The sequence below is a fragment of the Mycobacterium sp. NGS68 genome, from assembly GCF_059812195.1.
The window spans coordinates 528,063-545,698 of the sequence record NZ_JCALCE010000001.1; the positions used below are offsets into that span (position 1 = coordinate 528,063).

10 protein-coding genes are annotated in these 17,636 nt (G+C 71.5%); 2 read left to right on the forward strand and 8 right to left on the reverse strand.

Annotated elements, in window-relative coordinates; translation table 11 throughout:
* Window positions 1-4: 4 nt before the first annotated feature.
* Both AC5Y5V_RS02405 and AC5Y5V_RS02410 read right to left on the reverse strand, forming a co-directional pair.
* A complete protein-coding gene (locus tag AC5Y5V_RS02405) occupies window positions 5-1,402 on the reverse strand; it encodes a DUF2252 domain-containing protein (RefSeq protein WP_499930985.1) in 1,398 nt (465 codons plus the stop codon).
* 136 nt (window positions 1,403-1,538) lie between these two features.
* Window positions 1,539-1,988: a hypothetical protein gene (locus AC5Y5V_RS02410; RefSeq protein WP_499930986.1), complete on the reverse strand. Its 450-nt coding sequence runs from the start codon at window positions 1,986-1,988 to the stop codon at window positions 1,539-1,541.
* Window positions 1,989-2,206: 218 nt separating this feature from the next.
* Here AC5Y5V_RS02410 and AC5Y5V_RS02415 point away from each other — a divergent pair, with 218 nt between their 5' ends.
* On the forward strand, window positions 2,207-3,286 hold the full coding sequence (locus tag AC5Y5V_RS02415; protein ID WP_499931101.1) for a sulfate ABC transporter substrate-binding protein: 1,080 nt from the start codon (window positions 2,207-2,209) through the stop codon (window positions 3,284-3,286).
* 31 nt (window positions 3,287-3,317) lie between these two features.
* Window positions 3,318-5,078 (forward strand): SulP family inorganic anion transporter, encoded by a 1,761-nt coding sequence (locus AC5Y5V_RS02420; protein ID WP_499930987.1) that lies wholly within the window; start codon window positions 3,318-3,320, stop codon window positions 5,076-5,078.
* Window positions 5,079-5,082: 4 nt separating this feature from the next.
* On the opposite strand, the gene AC5Y5V_RS02425 is transcribed toward AC5Y5V_RS02420, so the two are convergent.
* The 6 genes from AC5Y5V_RS02425 to AC5Y5V_RS02450 form a co-directional block, all read right to left on the reverse strand.
* On the reverse strand, window positions 5,083-5,904 hold the full coding sequence (locus tag AC5Y5V_RS02425) for an SDR family oxidoreductase (RefSeq protein WP_499930988.1): 822 nt from the start codon (window positions 5,902-5,904) through the stop codon (window positions 5,083-5,085).
* A 4-nt stretch (window positions 5,905-5,908) separates the two neighbouring features.
* Complete coding sequence (locus AC5Y5V_RS02430; RefSeq protein ID WP_499931102.1) at window positions 5,909-9,076, reverse strand: AAA family ATPase; 3,168 nt, start codon at window positions 9,074-9,076, stop codon at window positions 5,909-5,911.
* Between the two features lie 92 nt (window positions 9,077-9,168).
* Window positions 9,169-14,157: a PE family protein gene (locus AC5Y5V_RS02435; RefSeq protein WP_499930989.1), complete on the reverse strand. Its 4,989-nt coding sequence runs from the start codon at window positions 14,155-14,157 to the stop codon at window positions 9,169-9,171.
* A 198-nt stretch (window positions 14,158-14,355) separates the two neighbouring features.
* Window positions 14,356-15,207 carry an alpha/beta fold hydrolase gene (locus AC5Y5V_RS02440; protein ID WP_499930990.1) on the reverse strand — a complete coding sequence of 284 codons (852 nt, stop codon included), beginning with the start codon at window positions 15,205-15,207 and terminating at the stop codon, window positions 14,356-14,358.
* Window positions 15,208-15,233: 26 nt separating this feature from the next.
* Window positions 15,234-16,232 carry an amidohydrolase family protein gene (locus tag AC5Y5V_RS02445; RefSeq protein ID WP_499930991.1) on the reverse strand — a complete coding sequence of 333 codons (999 nt, stop codon included), beginning with the start codon at window positions 16,230-16,232 and terminating at the stop codon, window positions 15,234-15,236.
* Window positions 16,233-16,355: 123 nt separating this feature from the next.
* A complete protein-coding gene (locus tag AC5Y5V_RS02450) occupies window positions 16,356-17,624 on the reverse strand; it encodes a calcium:cation antiporter family protein (protein WP_499931103.1) in 1,269 nt (422 codons plus the stop codon).
* Between the last annotated feature and the right edge of the window lie 12 nt (window positions 17,625-17,636).

A 17,636-nucleotide genomic window follows, 5' to 3' on the forward strand; every position in this document is an offset into this window, starting at 1 on the left:
GGGCCTATCGGGCGGGGTCGTCGGCGACGTCGATCTCGCCCCTGCCTGCGGCCGCCCTCAGCTGGTGGAAGTCGTCGAGCGACTTGTCCGCGTAGGCGTAGGACCACTCGATCACCGCGTCGTGCACGGTGGTGTTGGTGCCCACATAGCCGCGCAGTATCGACGCGTTCGCGCTCTGCGAGTGGGCCCGCGCCAGCAGCACCGCACATGCACTGACGTACTCGCCGAACGTCTCGGCCGACATGCCCTCGGTGTCGACGGTGCCCTTCATGTCGTGGAACTGACGCACGTAGTAGTCGCGGCCGTCCTTGCGGGTGGTGCCGAGGAAGACGTCCGACATCGCCTGCAGGATCCGCTGACCGTCGACGACGCGCACGCCCTGGCCCTTCTCCGTGACGACCGCGGTCATCGTGGCCGGCTGCGGCCAGCGGCCGTATTCCTCCAGCACCGACCGGGTGGCCTCCTTGATCTGCAGGATCATCGGCAATCCGTTGGGCCCGACCAAGATGACCAGGTAACACCGGGTGCCGACGCTGCCGACACCGACCACCCGCAGCGCCATGTCGGTGACGCGGAAGTGCGACAGCAGCAGCGCGACGTCGACGGGGACGGCGGCCAGGTACTCGTGGATCGAGTCCATCAGTGGGGCCTCGATGTCCTCGTCGACGTGCTGCAGGACGGGCGGCGCCTCGCGCAGGCGCGGAGTCCCGTCCGGCCCGGTTTCCATGATCTGCTTGAAGACCCGCGCCGACGTGCGGGTGCGCGCCCGCGCTGTGGTTTGCCGGATCACCGTGCGCATCTCCTTCGAGACCCGGTCGGTGTAGCGCTCCGGTTCCATGCGCAGGTAGTAGCGGCTCAGCACGTCCATTTCCAGCGTCGTTTCCAGCGCGGTCTGGTAGGCGGCCAGCGACTGTTCGACGCAGCGGCGGACGGCCTTGGCCGGGTAACCCGCGTGGCGGCCTCCCACGATCGCGCTGGTGACCAGGCGCTTGACGTCCCACTCGGCGGGCGCGATGGCGGCCTCGTCAAAGTCGTTCAGGTCAAACACTATCGATCGGTGTGGCGCGGCGTACATGCCGAAGTTGGATACATGGGCGTCGCCGCAGCACATGACCTCGATGCCGCTCGACGGGCTCGCGGCGAGGTCGGCGGCCATCACGGCGGCCGAACCCCGGTAGAACGAGAAGGGGTCGGCGAGCATCCGGGCAAAGCGCAGCGGAACGAGTTCGGGAAGCCGGTCGGCGTTTTGGGAGACCAGTATTTCGGCCGCCGACCGCGGTGAGGGCGTCAGCCGGGCCAGGGAGCGCCGCGGCGCGGTCTTGCGTAGTGCCCGCCCACGGGCCTCGTCCTGGCCCGGGACCTCCACCTCGATCAGGCGTTCGCGCAACACCCGCTGCGACATCCGCTCAGCATATGCGCTGCGAGCGTTCATGCCCGACGTGAATGTCAGGGTTAACCAGGGGCTGAGGCGTCACTGCCAGGGTTCCTGCGGGCTCGCCTGGCAAATTGACTCGCCGGTTTGCGCGGACGAAGCGCCCTCAGGCCCGGCGGAATTGCACGGTGTAGTCGACGCAATCTAAGGGGAACCTCTTGCGCTTGGACTTCACGATTTGGTAGCTGGCGTAGCCGAGCTCAGCCTGGTGTTGGGCGAACTCGTGCGCGGCGCGGTTATCGGCGGCCGATCGGTTCGCGATCTTACTGAGAAAGATCCGCAGCACGAATTGATCATCAACTCCGGCTGGTTTAAGGCCACGACCGTATGTCGCCGTCCGGCCGAACCCGATTGACCTGAATATGGCGCAGATGATGGCACCGATGACCCCAATGAGGGCTAAGAGCATCCCACCTGCGTACAGAACATTGCTGGGGATGATCAACAACCCTGCAGCGATCATCAGTAATCCAAAGCCCGCCAGGCAAAGAAAGACGACCAAGACCGCGCGCGAAGCGTTCGACTGCCGCCGCGGATAGGGTGAAGGACTAGCCATGCGCCAGTTATTAACCCTCACTTAGCCGCGATAAACATCACTGCGAATGATGTCTGCTGAAGGGCACCCGGAGCCTGCAACATCCGCGCGGATGGAGTGGCGCGCTCGGCTAGAACCAATTATCTTCAGGGCGATTCTCACCGCTGCCGGGCGCTGGCCAGATCGCTAGGCTTGCCGAATTGCCGGACGAGCCGGACGACACTGGGTGGGAGATCGCTGTGACGGGACGCCTGCGTTCGCTTGGCCGGCGCATCTCCCGGAGCGTCTCCTGGCTTAACGTCCTGGGCGTCGTCGCCGTCATCGTGGCGGCCGGCGCGATCGTGCTGAAGAACCTGCCCGACGACCGGCCCAACCAGATCCTCAATGTCTCCTACGACCCGACGCGGGAGCTGTACACCGCGCTCGACCGGACGTTCGCCGCGCAGTACCAGTCGCACACCGGCACCAGGGTCGAGATCAGGCAGTCTCATGGCGGCTCGGGACGGCAGGCGCGCAGCGTCATCGACGGCTCGCAACGGGCCGACGTGGTATCGCTGGCGTTGATCAGCGACATCGACGCCCTGCGTAAGCGGGGGCTGATCGCGCCGAATTGGCAGACGCGGCTGCCGAACAACTCGGTGCCCTATACCTCGACCATCGTGTTCCTGGTCCGCAAGGGCAATCCGAAGGGGATCCACGACTGGCCGGACCTGGTCAAGCCCGACGTCGCCGTGGTCACGCCCAGCCCCCGCACGTCGGGCAACGGCCAACTGAGCGTGCTCGCCGCGTGGGGGTCGGTCACCACCCGCGGCGGCAGCCAGGCGCAGGCGGCCGACTACGTCCGGGCGCTGGTGCAGCATGTCGCCGTCGCCGACGCCGGCGCGCGCAGCGCGAGCGTCAGCTTCGCCCTGCAGCGGATCGGCGACGTGCAGCTGACGTGGGAGAACGAGGCGTTGCGCGAGGCGGCCGCCAACAAGGACGAACTCGAAATCGTCTATCCGCCGGTGAGTATTCGCGCCGAGCCCGCGGTGGCGTGGGTGGACGCCAACGTCACCGATCCCAAGGTGGCGGCCTACGCCAAGGACTACCTGCGCTACCTGTTCACCGACGCCGCCCAGGAGGTGATGGCGCAACACGGTTATCGGCCGTACAAGGCCGAGATCCTGGCCAGGCATGCCGACCGGTTGCCGCCGCTTGCGCTGTTCGGTGTCACCGCCGTCGCCAACGACTGGGTCGACGCGCGGCAGAAGTTCTTCGGCGACAACGGAATCTACGACACCCTGTCGGCGCCGCGGGTCACCACGGCCCTGTCGGACTAGCGGAAAGACCGGGCATCTCGTGGTTTTGAAAGTGGCCAACTACAGCTGGCTGAAGGGTCGAAGCGATGTCGTTGCCGGCCTGACCGTCGCCGCCATCTCCTTCCCGCAGGCCATCGCCTATGCCCTGATCGCGGGCGTGGACCCCAAATTCGGCGTGTATTCGGCGATCGTGGTGACCACGATCGCGTCGGTCTTCGGGTCGTCGTCGCACCTGATCAACGGACCGACCAGTGCCATCTCGCTGCTCGTGTTCACGGCGCTGGCATTCATCGACTCGGAGAACACCGGGCAGCTCTTCGAGGCGCTGTTCCTGTTGGGCGTGCTGGTCGGCGCGTTTCAGATCGTCATCGCGATCTTCAAGCTTGGCAACCTGACGCGCTACATCTCCGAGTCCGTGATCATCGGCTTCATGGCGGCCGCGGCCCTGCTGCTCGCGGTGGGCCAACTCGGCAATGCGCTGGGCGTCAAGGACAAAGGCAACGGTCACATGCAGGTGCTGCGGCGCGTGTGGCTCACCCTGTTCCACGGCGACCGGATCAACTATCGCGCGGTGATCCTCAGTGTTTCCGCCGTGGTGCTGGCGGTGGTGCTGCGAAAACTGGTGCAACGCTTCGGGCTGCCGCAGATCGACATGCTCGCCGTGCTGATCGTCACCTCGCTGATCGCCTACGCCGCGGGCTGGTCGATCCCGGGGGCCGGCGGCCACACGGCGGTGTCGGTGGCGGCGAAGGTGCCCCGCAGCCTGCCGAGCCCGCACATCCCCGAGGTGCACACCGACTGGCTGCCCGAGCTCTCGACCGGGGCCCTGGCGATCGCGTTCGTCGGCATCATCGAGGCCCTGTCGATCGCCAAAGCCATTGCCCACCAGACCCACCAGAAGATCGACTACAACCGCCAGATCATGGCCGAAGGCCTGGCGAACCTCGGCGGTGGCTTCTTCCAGAGTCTGCCGGGTTCCGGCTCGCTGTCCCGGTCGGCGATCAACTTCCAGTCCGGCGCGGCGACCCGGTTCTCCGGAATCGTCTCGGCCGCAACGGTTGCCGTCGCGCTGCTGCTGTTCGCGCCGTTGCTGCACTACGTTCCGCAGCCGGCGCTGGCCGGGTTGCTGCTGGTCACCGCGGCACGTCTGGTGGACTTCAAGCGACTGGCCTACACGCTGAAGGCGTCGCGCTACGACGCGGGTCTGGTGCTGGTGACGGCGTTCACCGGGGTGGCGATCGACCTGGACAAGGCGGTGCTGCTCGGGGTGATCCTGTCGATCGTGCTGTTCGTTCCGCGGGCGGCGAAACTGCGGGCGTCCGAGCTGATCATCACGCCCGAACGCGTGGTCCGAGAACGCATTCCCAGCGATCCCGCCGACCCGCAGATCGTCATCTACGACCTGGAAGGCGAGCTGTTCTTCGGGGCCGCACCGGAATTGGACCGTCACCTCGCGGTGCTGTCGGAGCGGATCGAGGCCGATCACAACCAGTTCGTCGTGCTGCGGCTCAAACGCGTCCGCCATCCCGACGTCGTCTGCATCGAACGCATCGAGCACTTCCTGCGCGATCTGACCGACCGCGGCGTGACCGTCCTGCTGGCCGGGGTGCGCCCGGACACGCTTGCGGTGCTGCGCAACGTCGGGTTCGAGAGCTGGTTCCCCGCTGAACACGTCTTCCCGGAGGAAGACAAGGAATACTCGGCGACGCTCAAAGCGGTCCGCTACGCCCACGGCCAGCTGGCGACCCTTAACCACCATGCGCCGCCCAAGGCGGCGGGCGAGCGCGCCGACGACCTGTACTACCTGGTGTGACCCGCTAGGGTTTGCCCGCCTTGACCGCGGCGATGACGCCGCCGTCGACCAGCAGGTCGGTGCCGGTGATGAAGGTGGAGTCCGGACCGAGCAGGAACGCGGCCGCCGCGGCGATGTCGTCGGGCGTCCCGATGCGGCCGGTGGCGGACATGGCGATCATCGCCCGCATGCCGTCGCCGACCGGGGAGGCCAGCTCCTGCTGCCCCATGGCAGTGGAGATGATGCCGGGGCTGATCGAGTTGATCCGCGCACCCCGACGGCCCCACTGCGCGCTGGCGGCGCGGACCCGAATGTGGTTGGCCTGCTTGGCTATCGGGTAGGCGAGCGTGGATTCGGTGATGGCGGCGAGGAAGTCCAGGCCCAGCAACTGGTCGGGCGGGTTGTGCGCCAGCGCCCTCTCCTGCTCGGCGCTCAGCGGCGGAAACATGTGGCCGGCCATGCTGGCGATCACCAACCCTGCGCCGCCGGGCGCCACGACCTCGCCGAATTCCTGCAGCACCAGCGCGGTGCCGAGCAGGTCGACGGCGAGGACGGCTTGGGCCGACGCCTGCACCGGGGAGAGTCCGGCGGTATGGGCGACCTGCGAGACGTTGCCGAGCGAGGCCGCGAACTCCGCCAGTTCGTGGACCGACTCCGGCGAAGAGACGTCCACGCGCCGGCTCTCGACGTGGTGGCCGTCGGCGGCCAGCGCCTCGGAGACCGACGCCAGCGTCTGTTCGCTGTTGTCCGCGAGCAGCACCGTCTTGGACGACCCCAGGCGTCTTGCGATGGCCTGACCCATGCCGCCCACACCGATCACCGCCAGCACTTCCCGATACGCCGTCACGCGCTCACTCCATTTCCGCAGCCCAGGCGATATGCCCTTCGAAACCAAGCGAATTGGCCATTTTCCGGTAGTCGTCACGGTAGCGGCGGTAGCCCGCCTCGTCGCCGCCGGCCCGCGCGAGGAGCGCCCGCATGCGTAGCAGCCAGACGTCGTTCATGACGAATCCAGGTTCCACCGGCACCGCCGCCAGCCGCTCGATCGCCGCCTGCGCTTCCTCGCGGTCGGTCTGTCCACCCCTGCGCAGCAACACGCTGACCAAACTGGCGGCTGCCCTGCCGCAAACGATCATGTCGCCACATGCGTACACCTGCGCAACGGCGCGGCGCAACATGTCGACCGCTCCGTCCAGATCGCCGTTGCGCGCCTTTTCGTCCGCCCACCAGGTGTCCACAACCGCGGCGATGACTAGCGCGAAGCGTTCCTGTACGGCGGCTTCGCGCGCCGCGGCGAGCATCTCCAAGGCTTCGTGGTGTCGGGGTCCGCCGTACGCCACCAGCGCGAGGCCGCGCACGTAGCGGGCGCAGGCCAGCGTGAAATCGTCGCCGGTGCGCTCGGCGAGTTCGAGCAGCTCGGCCGTCTCATTCAGCGCCGCCTCGTCCGGCAGCCACACGCCGTTGGACAGCAGCATGTACTTGTACAGCAGAGCCAGCACGCGCAACGTCGGGTCGAACGCGCGGACCATCGTCACCGCCCGGTCGACGTCGTCCCGCCAGCCCTGGTCGCCGAGGAAACACCGGGCGACGCCCCGCAGTATGGTCGCCGCCACCAACGGGGAGCCCAGGATGAAATTGCCCCGGGTCGCATCGCCCTCGGTCAACTCGAGCATCCGCTGCGCCAACTCGACGGCAACGCTCACCTGGCCACCCTCGAACTTGGCGGCGACCGCGCTGTAGAGGAGGCCGAGGGTCAGCGTCGGGTCACCGATGGACTCGAGCAGGTGGGCGAGTTCGGAAGCCAATTCCGTCGCTTCGTCGAATCGGGAGTGCGTGACCAGCGCACTCAGCCAGCCGGCCATCCCCATAGCGAGCGAGACCTTGTCGCCGCTCGCACCGGCCAGGTCGCGCAGTTCGTCGAATCCGGTGTCGGCCAGGCTTCCGCCGGTGAGCCAGGCGCTGGCACACAACAACGTCCGCGGAGCGATCCGCAGGGCGGCGCAGTCGGGTTCCGTGTCGGGGATCTGGTCGGCGATGCCCCGGGCGTGCTGCCAACTCGTGCGCGCGCCGGTGACGTTGCGGTGCAGCAGCCAGCCGCCGGCGCGCATGTGCCACTCGAACGCGCCGCGCAGATCCCCTGCGGCTTTCAGGTGCTCGGCGATGAGGAAGGCGTTCTCGTCGGCGGACTCCGGCTCGCGTCGTTCGATGGCGACGGCCAGTCGCCGGTGCAGTTCCGCGCGGTCGGCTTTAAGTTGCGACTCGTAGGCGACGGCGCGAATCAGCTGATGCCGGAACGCGTATTCGACCCGAGGGGTGGACGCGACCTGGTCGATGAGCTCGCCGGCGATGAGCTCCTCGACGACGGGTTCGCAGCCCAGGGCGCTGATCAGCTCGGGGCTGAATCGGGATCCGATGACCGCCGCGGCGCTCAAGGTGCGTTTGGCGGCCTTGCTGAGCCGGTCCACCCTGGCCGCGATCGCCGCTTGCAGGGTGGCCGGGACCGTGAGGTCGGTGAGCTCACCGTCGAGCTGGTAGGAGCCTTGCGCGCCGCGGATTTCGCCGCGCTCGGCCAGGTCGCGGACGATCTCCTCGGCGAAAAACGGGTTGCCGTCAGCCCGTTCGGCGATGACGTGGGTGAGCTCGCGCACCGAGTCGTCGGTCCCGAGCAGCTCCACGAGCAGCGTCTCGGTTTGCGCGGTGTTCAGCGGTCGCAACGCGATCGTCTGCGCGCCGGGGAACCGCGCCAGCACGCCGCGGTATTCGGGGCGGTAGGTGATCAGCACCAGCGCCCGGGTCTGCGGGACCACGGCGAGGAAGTCGGCCAGCATCGACTCGCTCACCTCGTCGATCCAGTGCGCGTCCTCGATGACGTACAGCGCGGGCCCGCTGCGGGCCCGCGTCGCGATGTTGACCAGCGTCGTCAGGCGTCGCCGCCGGGCGTCGGCCTCGACATTGGGAAGCGCGACGGCGGGGTCGGCGATGCCGAGTAGGTCGTCGAGCAGCAGGAGGTCCTCGGGGTCGGCGTTGGACAGCCGGGCGCGGAGCTGCGCCCGGGCGTCGGCGTCGTCGAGGTCGTCGATCGCCAGCCCGACGCGCAGCAGGCCGGTGACCGCGCTGAAAGGGACGTCGCTGGTGTGGGACTCGCAGTAGGTGGCGAATATCTGCGCGCCGCGGCTGGCCGCCAGTTCCGCGGCCTCACGCACGATGCGGCTCTTGCCGATGCCCGGCGGTCCCAGCAGGCCGACGACGCAGCCGGCGCCGCCGATGACCTCGTTGAGGATGCCGTTGATGGTGCTCAGTTCCCAAGTGCGGCCGACCAACTGGGGGTCGTTGCGCCGGCGGTGCTCGCGCGTCGTCGAGATCAGGCGGCGTGCGGGCACCGGCCCGGCCGCGCCCTTGATCTGCACCAGCTCCGCATCGGCAAGCACCGCGGTGTCCTCGACCAGCCGCGCGGTGGACGCGCTGAGCATGACTCCGCCGGGGGGCGCGACCGACTCCATCCGCTGCGCCATGCCCACCTGCTCGCCGATCGCGGTGTACACCCCCAGGGCCCCGGATCCGATTTCACCGGCGATCACCTGACCCGAATTCAGGCCCACCCGCAACTGCAGGTCGAGGCCGTCGCGGGCGGCGACCTCGGTAGCCAGCCGCTTTGCCTCGTCCTGAATGCCCAACGCCGCCAGGCAGGCGCGAAACGCGTGGTCTTCCAGAGCAACTGGCGCGCCGAACACCGCCATCAGGCCGTCGCCGGTGAACTTGTCCACCGTGCCGCCGAACCGCTGCACCACGGTGGACGCGGCCCCTACCAGCGCGGTCATGATCTCGCGCCATCGTTCCGCGCCCGCCGCCGCGGCCAGATCCATCGACTGGACCACGTCGGTGAAGAGCACCGTGACCTGCTTGTACTCCGCCGGCGCCACCGACGCGTTGACGGGCGAACCGCACTCGTCGCAGAACTTCGCGGTGGCGCGCAGTGCGGTGCCGCAGGTCGGGCACGTCGAGTGCGCCTCGGAGCCCACCCCAGTCAATGCAGCACCGCCGATCCTGCGTCGCCCAATACCCTTGCCAAGGATAGGGTTCGGACCTGCCTGACGGCCTTGCTTTGTGGGTTCTAGGCCTTGCCGCCGGGGCCTCCCGTACCGCCCGTGCCGCCGGGGCCGCCGGCGGATCCGGTGTGCGGAGTGCCCGGTTGACCGTTCTGACCCCCGACTCCGCCGCCGCCGTGACCTGGGCCGCCGGTACCGCCGTTACCGCCGTTACCGCCGTTGCCGCCGGCATTGGTGCCGCTGCCGTCGGAGCCGGCCGCGCCGTTGCCGCCGTTGCCGCCGTTGCCGCCGGTTCCGGCGGTTCCGGTGCCGCCTTTTCCGCCGTTGCCTCCGGCCCCCCCGGAGGTGCCGGTGCCGGTGACCGGACCCCCGGCACCGCCGTTGCCGCCGTTACCCCCCGCGCCGCCGGCCTTGCCGGTGCCGCCGAGGCCGCCGAGGCCGCCGGTGCCGCCGGTAGAGCTTAGGCCGCCAATGCCGCCCACGCCTCCGGTGCCGCCGACGCCTCCCGTGCTGCCAGTGCCGCCGGTGCCGCCGACGCCGCCGGTTCCGCCGACGCCTCCGGCGGGCCCGCCGGTGCCGCCAGCGCCTCCGTCGCCGCCACCGCCGCCGACTCCATTTCCGCCGGCGGCGATGCCGCCAGTACCGCCGGCACCGCCGGTGCCGCCTTTGCCGGCCGTGCCACCAAGAGAGGAGCCCGTGCCGCCCATGCCGCCGGTGCCGCCGTCACCCGCTACTGCGGTTCCGTTGCCGCCGGTACCGCCGGCCCCGCCGCGGCCAGCCGCGCTGCTGCCGGGACTGCTACCACCCTGGCCGCCGGTGCCGCCATCGCCGCCGATGCCGGTCGCACCCTTCCCGGCGCCGCCCGCACCACCCGTGCCCCCGTCGCCGGAAGCGCCGGTGGTGGTGAAGCCCCCGACGCCGCCGGTGCCTCCCATGCCGCCGGTTGCGCCATCGCCACCGTCGCCGCCGGTACCGCCGGTGCCGCCCGGACCCGTGATGCTGGCGCCGCCCACACCCCCGGTACCGCCGCCGCCGCCCGTGCCATTGGTGCCGGTCGCGGAGCCGCCGTCGCCACCTCCGCCGCCGGTGCCGCCGACGGTCTGCAGCGACCGACCGCCCACGCCGCCCGTGCCGCCGGTGCCGCCGGTCCCGTTCGCGCCGGTCGCGGTGCCGCCACCCCCGCCGTCGCCGCCGGCGCCACCGCCGAAGCCCGTGCTTCCCGTACCCATGCCGCCGTTGCCGCCCGTGCCACCGCCGCCTCCGGTCGTCACACCGCTGCCCCCGGCGCCGCCGGCACCGCCGTTGCCGCCCGCGCCACCGATGTTGTTGGTACCACCGTCACCGCCGGTACCGCCGCCGCCGCCCGTCCCGTTCGTACCGGTCGCGGCGCCGCCGCCGCCACCGTCGCCGCCCTGGCCGCCGGTGCCGAGGCCATTGCCGGCGCCTCCGTTACCGCCGGTGCCGCCGACACCGCCGGTCCCGTTCGCGCCGGTCGCGGCGCCGCCGCCCCCGCCGTCGCCGCCAGCGCCACCGCCAAAGCCGGCGCCACCCGTCCCCGCGCCGCCATTGCCGCCCGGGGCGCCGGTGCCCCCGGTCGTCACGCCGCTGCCGCCGGTCCCACCGGTGCCGCCCTGGCCGCCCGCGCCACCGGAATTGTTGTCGCCGCCGTTACCGCCGGCGCCGCCGGCGCCGCCGACGGTTCCGCCATCGCCGCCCTGGCCGCCCGCGCCGCCGTCCTGGCCGGGAAGGACCTGCGAACCACCCGCGCCGCCGTCGCCGCCGTTGCCGCCCTGTCCGCCGGGGCCGTTCGGGCTGTTGCCACCTTTTCCGCCGTCGCCGCCGACCCCGGCCGGGACGGTTCCGTCGCTATCAAATCCGTCGCCGCCGTCGCCGCCCTTGCCGCCGGTGGGACTTCCGCCCGTTGCGCCGTGCGCGCCGGGGGTGGAGCCCGTGCCGCCGGTGCCGCCGGTGCCGCCGCCGCCGGCGTTACCGCCCGGGCCTCCATCGCCGCCGGGAGATGCCGGAGCGACGGCGTCGCCACCATTACCGCCTTTACCCGGGGTCCCACCGAAACCACCGTCGCCGCCGGCCCCGCCGGCGCCGGCGGTACCCACCTGGCCGTTCGGCGCCTGCCCACCGACGCCTCCGTTGCCGCCATTGCCACCGTGCCCGCCCAGGCCGCCGCTGCCGCCGGGCAAGCCGGGGGCGCTCGGGCCGGTCGTGGTGCCGTCGCGGCCGCTCCCGCCGGTGCCACCGGTGGCGCCGTTGCCGCCCGTGCCGCCGTTGCCGCCGTTGCCGCCGTTGGCTCCGGCGGTTCCGCCTGCGCCGCCGTCACCGCCGTCGCCGCCTGCCTGCCCGGGCATACCGGGGGCGATCGGTCCGCCCGCGTTGGCGCCGGGCGCGCCGGCCATGCCGTTGCCGCCGATGCCGCCGGTGCCGCCGTTGCCGACGAGTCCGCCCGCTCCGCCGGCTCCGCCGGTCCCACCGTCCTGGCCGGCGGTAAGGGCATCGGCGCCGCCGCCGCCGGTGCCGCCGTTACCGCCGCTGGTGGGCGTGGCGCCAGCCGCCCCGCCGGTGCCGGTCGTGGAGCCGCTGCCGCCGTTGCCGCCCGCCCCGCCGAGCCCGGGATCCCCGCCCTTTCCACCTGCGCCACCAACCCCGCTGCCGCCGTTGGCGAACGTGCCGGTGGCTCCGGACCCGCCGTCGCCGGCGATCCCGCCGGCCCCGCCCGTGCCTCCAGCCCCGCCCGCGCCCTGGGCGGCGTGCTGGCCTGCTGCGTCGACGCCGCCGGCGCCGCCGTCGCCGCCGGCGCCGCCCTGTCCGCCGACTGCGCCGCTGCCGCCGAGGCCGCCGGCCGCACCCCGGACGGTCGCGTCGGCGCCCGTGGTGCCGTTGCCGCCCGCGCCGCCGGTGGCCCCGCTGCCGCCGGCTCCGCCGACGCCGCCCGCGCCGGACCTGCTGCCGCCGGCCCCGCCCGCGCCGCCCGTGCCGCCGGCTCCGCCGACTTGACCGGCCGTACCGCTGGCGCCTGGGACGTTCGTCGTGGTTCCCGCCTTGCCCGCCATGCCGTCGCCGCCGCGCCCGCCCGTCCCGCCGTTGCCGACCGCGCCGCCGGCCCCACCGGCGCCGCCGGTCCCGCCGGCCTGACCCGGGTTGACGCCGTCGGCGCCCGCCCCGCCGGCCCCGCCGTCGCCGCCGCTGACCGGGGTGTATCCGGTGGCGCCGGTGGCCCCGACGCTGGATCCGGATCCGCCTTTGCCGCCGGTCCCGCCGGTGCCCGGGTCGCCACCGGCTCCGCCGGCTCCGCCGACCCCCGTCCCGGTGCCCGAGTAGGTGCCGGTCGCGCCGCGTCCGCCGTCGCCGGCGCTGCCGCCGGCACCGCCCGCTCCGCCGGCCCCGCCGGCACCCTGGGCGGCGTGCAGACCGGCGGCGTTGGCGCCCCCGGCCCCGCCGTCGCCGCCCGCCCCGCCGGCCCCACCGCCGCCGCCGGATCCGCCGGCTGTGCCGGCGGTGCCCGCGGTGGTGGCCGCGACGCCGTCGGACCCGTTGCCGCCGCCTCCGCCGGTGGCGCCCGTGCCGCCGGCGCCGCCGACCCCGCCGTGCCCGGAGGTGCTGCCGCCGGCTCCGCCCGCGCCGCCGGTGCCGCCGGCGCCGCCGTCCTGGCCCTGGGTGCCGGCCCCGTTGACGGTGGATCCCGCGCCGCCGGCCATGCCGTCACCGCCACGCCCGCCGGTGCCGCCGTTGCCGACCGCGCCGCCGGCCCCGCCCGCGCCCCCGGTTCCACCGGCCTGACCCGGGTTGACGCCGTTGGCGCCGGCGCCACCGGCGCCACCGTTCCCGCCGCTGGTCGGCGTATATCCGGCCGCACCCGTCGCACCGGTACTGATCCCCGCGCCGCCGTGGCCGCCGGCGCCGCCGGTGCCCGGGTCCCCGCCGGCTCCGCCGGCTCCGCCGATTCCGGTCCCCGTACCGGCGTAGGTGCCCGCCGCGCCGGCGCCGCCGTCACCCGCCGAGCCACCGGCTCCGCCGGAACCCCCGGCCCCACCCGCGCCTTGCGCGCCGCCCGTGCCGATCAGGCCGTGCGCGCCGGCAGCGCCGCCGTTGCCGCCGGCCCCGCCGGATCCGCCGCTGCCCCCGGATCCGCCGCCGTCGCCGGCCGCTCCGAGAACCGTCGCGTCGGCGCCGTTCACCCCAGCGGCGCCGCCGCCGCCGACGCCGCCGGCCCCGCCGGAGCCACCGGATCCGCCAGCCCCGATCAACGTGCCGCCGGCTCCGCCGGCTCCGCCATTTCCGCCATTTCCGCCCGAGCCACCGGAAGTCGAATTGGTATCTCCGGGAACGCCGCCTGCGCCCGCCCCGCCCACGCCGCCGATCCCCCCGGCCCCGATCAGCCCCGCATGGCCGCCGGACCCGCCGGTCCCGCCGTTTGCCCCGGCGTTGGTGCCGATACCGCCGGCGCCGCCGCTGCCGCCGTTTCCGAACAGCCATCCGCCGTTGCCGCCGGCCCCGCCCACCGCGCCGGCACCACCCGCACCGCCGCTTCCCCCATCGCCCAACAGTCCCGCGGAACCACCGGCCCCGCCGGCCACGCCGGACGCGGTCTGGGAGAAGCCGTTGCCGCCGTTGCCGAATAGCAGCCCGCCCGCGCCGCCGTTGGGGTTCGCCGCGGTCCCGTTGGCGCCGTTGCCGATCAGCGGCCGCCCGAAGAGGGCCTGCGCGGGAGCGCGCATCACCGCGGAGACGTCCTGCCCGAGGCTTTGCAGCGGTGACGCGTTCGCCGCTTCGGTGCCTTGATAGGCCGCGCTCGCGGCGCTGAGCGCGCGGGTGAACTGATCGTGAAACGCGCCCACCCGTGCGCTCAGCGCCTGGTACTGCCGGCCGTAATCGCCGAACAGCGCCGCAATGGCCGCCGATACCTCGTCTTGCGCGGCGGCGAGCACCGTGGTCGTGGGTAGGGTGGCCGCCGCATTGGCTGCGCTGATCGCCGTGCCGATCCCGGCGACATTCGTCGCCGTGTCTGACACGATCACCGGGGCTACGAGTAGATACGACATCGGTCACCTTTTCACCGAGAGCGTCCGCGCCCCGCTGCTGCCGAGGCGGGTGAGCAGCAATTTAGCTCCGTGCCAGACCCGCCGGGGTCGAATCGACGAGAAGCCAGCAACTTGGCAGCTAATTCGCCGAAACCCGCCCTCAGGCCCCGCCTCAGGGCCCACCCTGCCGACTCCGGCGCCGCGCGGCGTCGAAGACACCTAATCCGCCCAGAAGCCTTCCAGCAGCCGTGCGACCTGCTGCGGCACACCGCGATTGTCAGCCGCGATGTGCCCGACCCTTTCGAGTTCGACGCGCTTGGCATCGGGCAGACGCCGGCAGAGCGCATCGAGTCCGAGATGGAGTTGGTAAGCGCTCTTCTCGCCGCCGAGCAGAAGCACCCGCGAGCGCAGTTCCTCGATGCGCGGGTTCACCAGCGCCACGGACTCCTGCGTGACGATGCCGTCGAGTCGCATGGTGGGGACGAGGTCGCGAAGGGCGATGTCCTCCGGGGCGTGTGATTTCGCGTCGACCCAGAGAGCTAGTCGCGCCAGGCTGGTCAACGCCCAGTCCGGTAGCCGCATCAGCGGCGAACGGTCACCTGTCCCTTTCAACACCGCGGCAACCCCGGCCGCGGGACCCGACGTGACGAGCGCGTGTTCGAATTTCGGTAACCAGGCCGCAGGCGTGGCATCGTCGATGGTCAGCGGGGGCTCGTAGAGCGCGAGCCGGTCGATTCCGTCGTATTGAATGGCGGTGTAGAGCGCGATGACCGCGCCCGAACTCAAACCGAAGACGCGACGAGCCTCGACCGCGCGCAACAGCGCTTCGAGATCTTCACCCTCGCGCGCGAGCCCGTAGTTTTCACCGGCCGGCACGTCGGGCCGGCGACCGCGCCGGTCGGGAATGTAGACGGTGAAGCGGGAGCTCAGCATCTCGGCCAGCCGCCGAAAGCTCTGTGCGGCCTGTATTCCCCCATGCACGAGAACGACCGGCGGACCGTTTTCGCCGACTATCCGGTGGCTGACGACCGTGCCGTCGGCGGACCGCACCGTACCTGTCCGAAAGTTCACGAACGCCTCCTGTCCGGACGACTCGATCAGATACGTAACAGCGCTTCGACGTTTCTGTGCGCGATGGCTTCCACCTGCTGGTCGGAAAGGCCCGAACCGGTGAGGAATTCGGCGACGTTGTCGCGCTTGACGTACGGGAAGTCCTCGGAGTGGATGATCCGCTCGGCGCCCAGTTCGGCGACCACGTGCTCGAGCTGATGCTGATTGAACATTCCCGACGGCGTCACCCAGATTTGTGTCCGGTAGTAGTCGCTGACGTTGCGGTCGCTTCCCGGACGGACGAGTGCGAAGGTCTCGTCGAGCCGTTCGAGCCAGAACGCCAGCACTTCCCCCCAGTGCCCACTGAGCAGTTTGAGGCCCGGATGGCGGTCCAACGCGCCGGACAAGATCAGCCGGACGACGTGGATGCCCGCCTCGGCGTGCCAGCCGAACGCGGGTCCGGAGAACATCACCCCGACGGCGGCAGACCAGTCGCCGAAGTAGTACGGCCGTGAGACCTGGGGGTGGGGCAGTCCCGGATGCACGTAGATCGGCAGATCGACCGCCTCGGCGACGGCAAGTATCGGATCGAAGCGAACGTCGTCGAGGAAGAGCCCTTCAAACGTGCCCGCGATCAGAGCGCCGACGAACCCGAGGTCACCGACGCAGCGGCGCAGCTCCTCGGCCGCCTGCGCGGGATCGTAGAGAGGGAGTGTGGCAAAGCCGCGGAATCGGTCGGGGTGTTCGGAAATCTGCTGCGCGAGGTCGTCGTTGACCTGACGGCACAGCTGCACCGACTCGGGCGCGGCCAGTGAACTCGGGCTGCCGTTACCGTGTGAGACGACCTGAATGTCGACGCCGACGGCGTCCATATGGGCCAACCGGTGTCCACCCAGGCGAGTCGCCGCGTCGACGTCGTCGTTGAAGATCGAACCGAACTCGGCGAGCGCTTCCGCCGGAAGTCCAATGGGCGGGCCGCCCAGCTCTAACACTCGCCGACTCACCTCGCGGTGCTCGAAGTGTTCCTCGACGGTGATGACGCGCATCCGGTGAGCTCCTCCGACCTTCCCCGCCCGTGCAGCTGAGTCCAATCTAACGCGGCTACGGGCCGTGGAATTCGGGCGTGCGCCGGCCGTCATGACGGCGCGGCCCGTTGGCGGGACGCGGACTCAGTCCTGCTGGGGGTGGCCCGACGGTGCCTCCGGGTGACCGCCATGCCGCACCGTCGTGCCGACGAACGGCGCCCGCACGGTAGCGGGCAGATCCCGGCGGTTGACGATCAACCCGGCCGCCGCGATGGCCAGATAGATTCCGCAGAGCAGCAGCCGCCCGTGCGTCGAGTTGATGGGGAACTGGACCGCGAACAACACCAGCAGCGCCCAGGCGCTATAGCGATGGAAGCGCAGCGCCAGGATCAGGGCCACGCCCATCAGCGTTTGGCTCGCCGTGAGCAGCATCTCCTCGATCTGCCGGGAGTCCAGCGCCAGTGTGAACCCGCCGCCACCGAGCAGGTGCGCGACCGGCAGCGAGCCGATGAGCAGCGTCCACTGGTTGACCTTGGCCGAGATCAGCGTGGCGACGGCGGCGGTGCCTTTACCCCGGGCCGCGAAGATCGTCGCGATGATGAACTCGGGGGCCTCCGACGCCAGCGGCGCCAGCCACTGCACCAGCAGGAACCGGTCGATGCCCAGCTCCGTGCCCGCGGCGACCAGGTTGTCGGCGAACGGCTTGGCGCACAGCAGGATCACCACACCCGACGTCGCGAACAGGCCGAACACCGCGAAGCGCCGGGCGCGGGCGGGCAGCATCGCCAGGGCCGCGGCGGTACCGATCAGGTCGGGCTCCTCCACCTCGCCGTGGCTGACCTTGTACAGGTAGAACCCGAACCACGCCAACAGCGCCAACCCCAGCGTCAGGTGGATCTGACCGTTCGCCGGTATCACGAACGCGACGACACCGGCGACCAACAGGAACCCGAGTTCGACGCGGTTGGCGGGCTCGAGCGCCAAGCCGGCCTTTGCGGCGGCGCCGACGCGGCGTGCCGCCAGCATGCCGACGAGAACCACCACCGGCCAGCCCAGACCCATCAGCAGCCGGTTGGACCCGGTCATGTTGGCCGCGGCGTATTGCGTGTAGTCCGGATTGTGGCCGGACGCGTAGGCGTAGTAGAGGTCGACCGCATATTCCGGCAGCACCGCCACCAGCGCGAGCACCGCGATCGCGAGCCCGCCCGACACGTCGATCTGTGCGGCTTCGGCGGCCCAGGCCAGCAGGAAGCTCGCGGCGACGACGGCAGCCCCGAAGATCAGCAGCGCGAGCACCGGCTGTGGATGCAGGCCGAGGATGCGGATCACCACCGCCGGGGTGATGAACGCACCGGTGAGCAGTCCCGAACGCGCAAGGACGCGCCACCGCGGCCGCGAGGCCGTCGTCGTCAGTGCGACGGGCCT

Bases quoted from the DNA above. Each gene is read 5' to 3' on its own strand.
- AC5Y5V_RS02405 (WP_499930985.1), bottom strand. From the start codon at position 1,402: ATGTCGCAGCGGGTGTTGCGCGAACGCCTGATCGAGGTGGAGGTCCCG.
- AC5Y5V_RS02410 (WP_499930986.1), bottom strand. From the start codon at position 1,988: ATGGCTAGTCCTTCACCCTATCCGCGGCGGCAGTCGAACGCTTCGCGC.
- AC5Y5V_RS02435 (WP_499930989.1), bottom strand. From the start codon at position 14,157: ATGTCGTATCTACTCGTAGCCCCGGTGATCGTGTCAGACACGGCGACG.
- AC5Y5V_RS02445 (WP_499930991.1), bottom strand. From the start codon at position 16,232: ATGCGCGTCATCACCGTCGAGGAACACTTCGAGCACCGCGAGGTGAGT.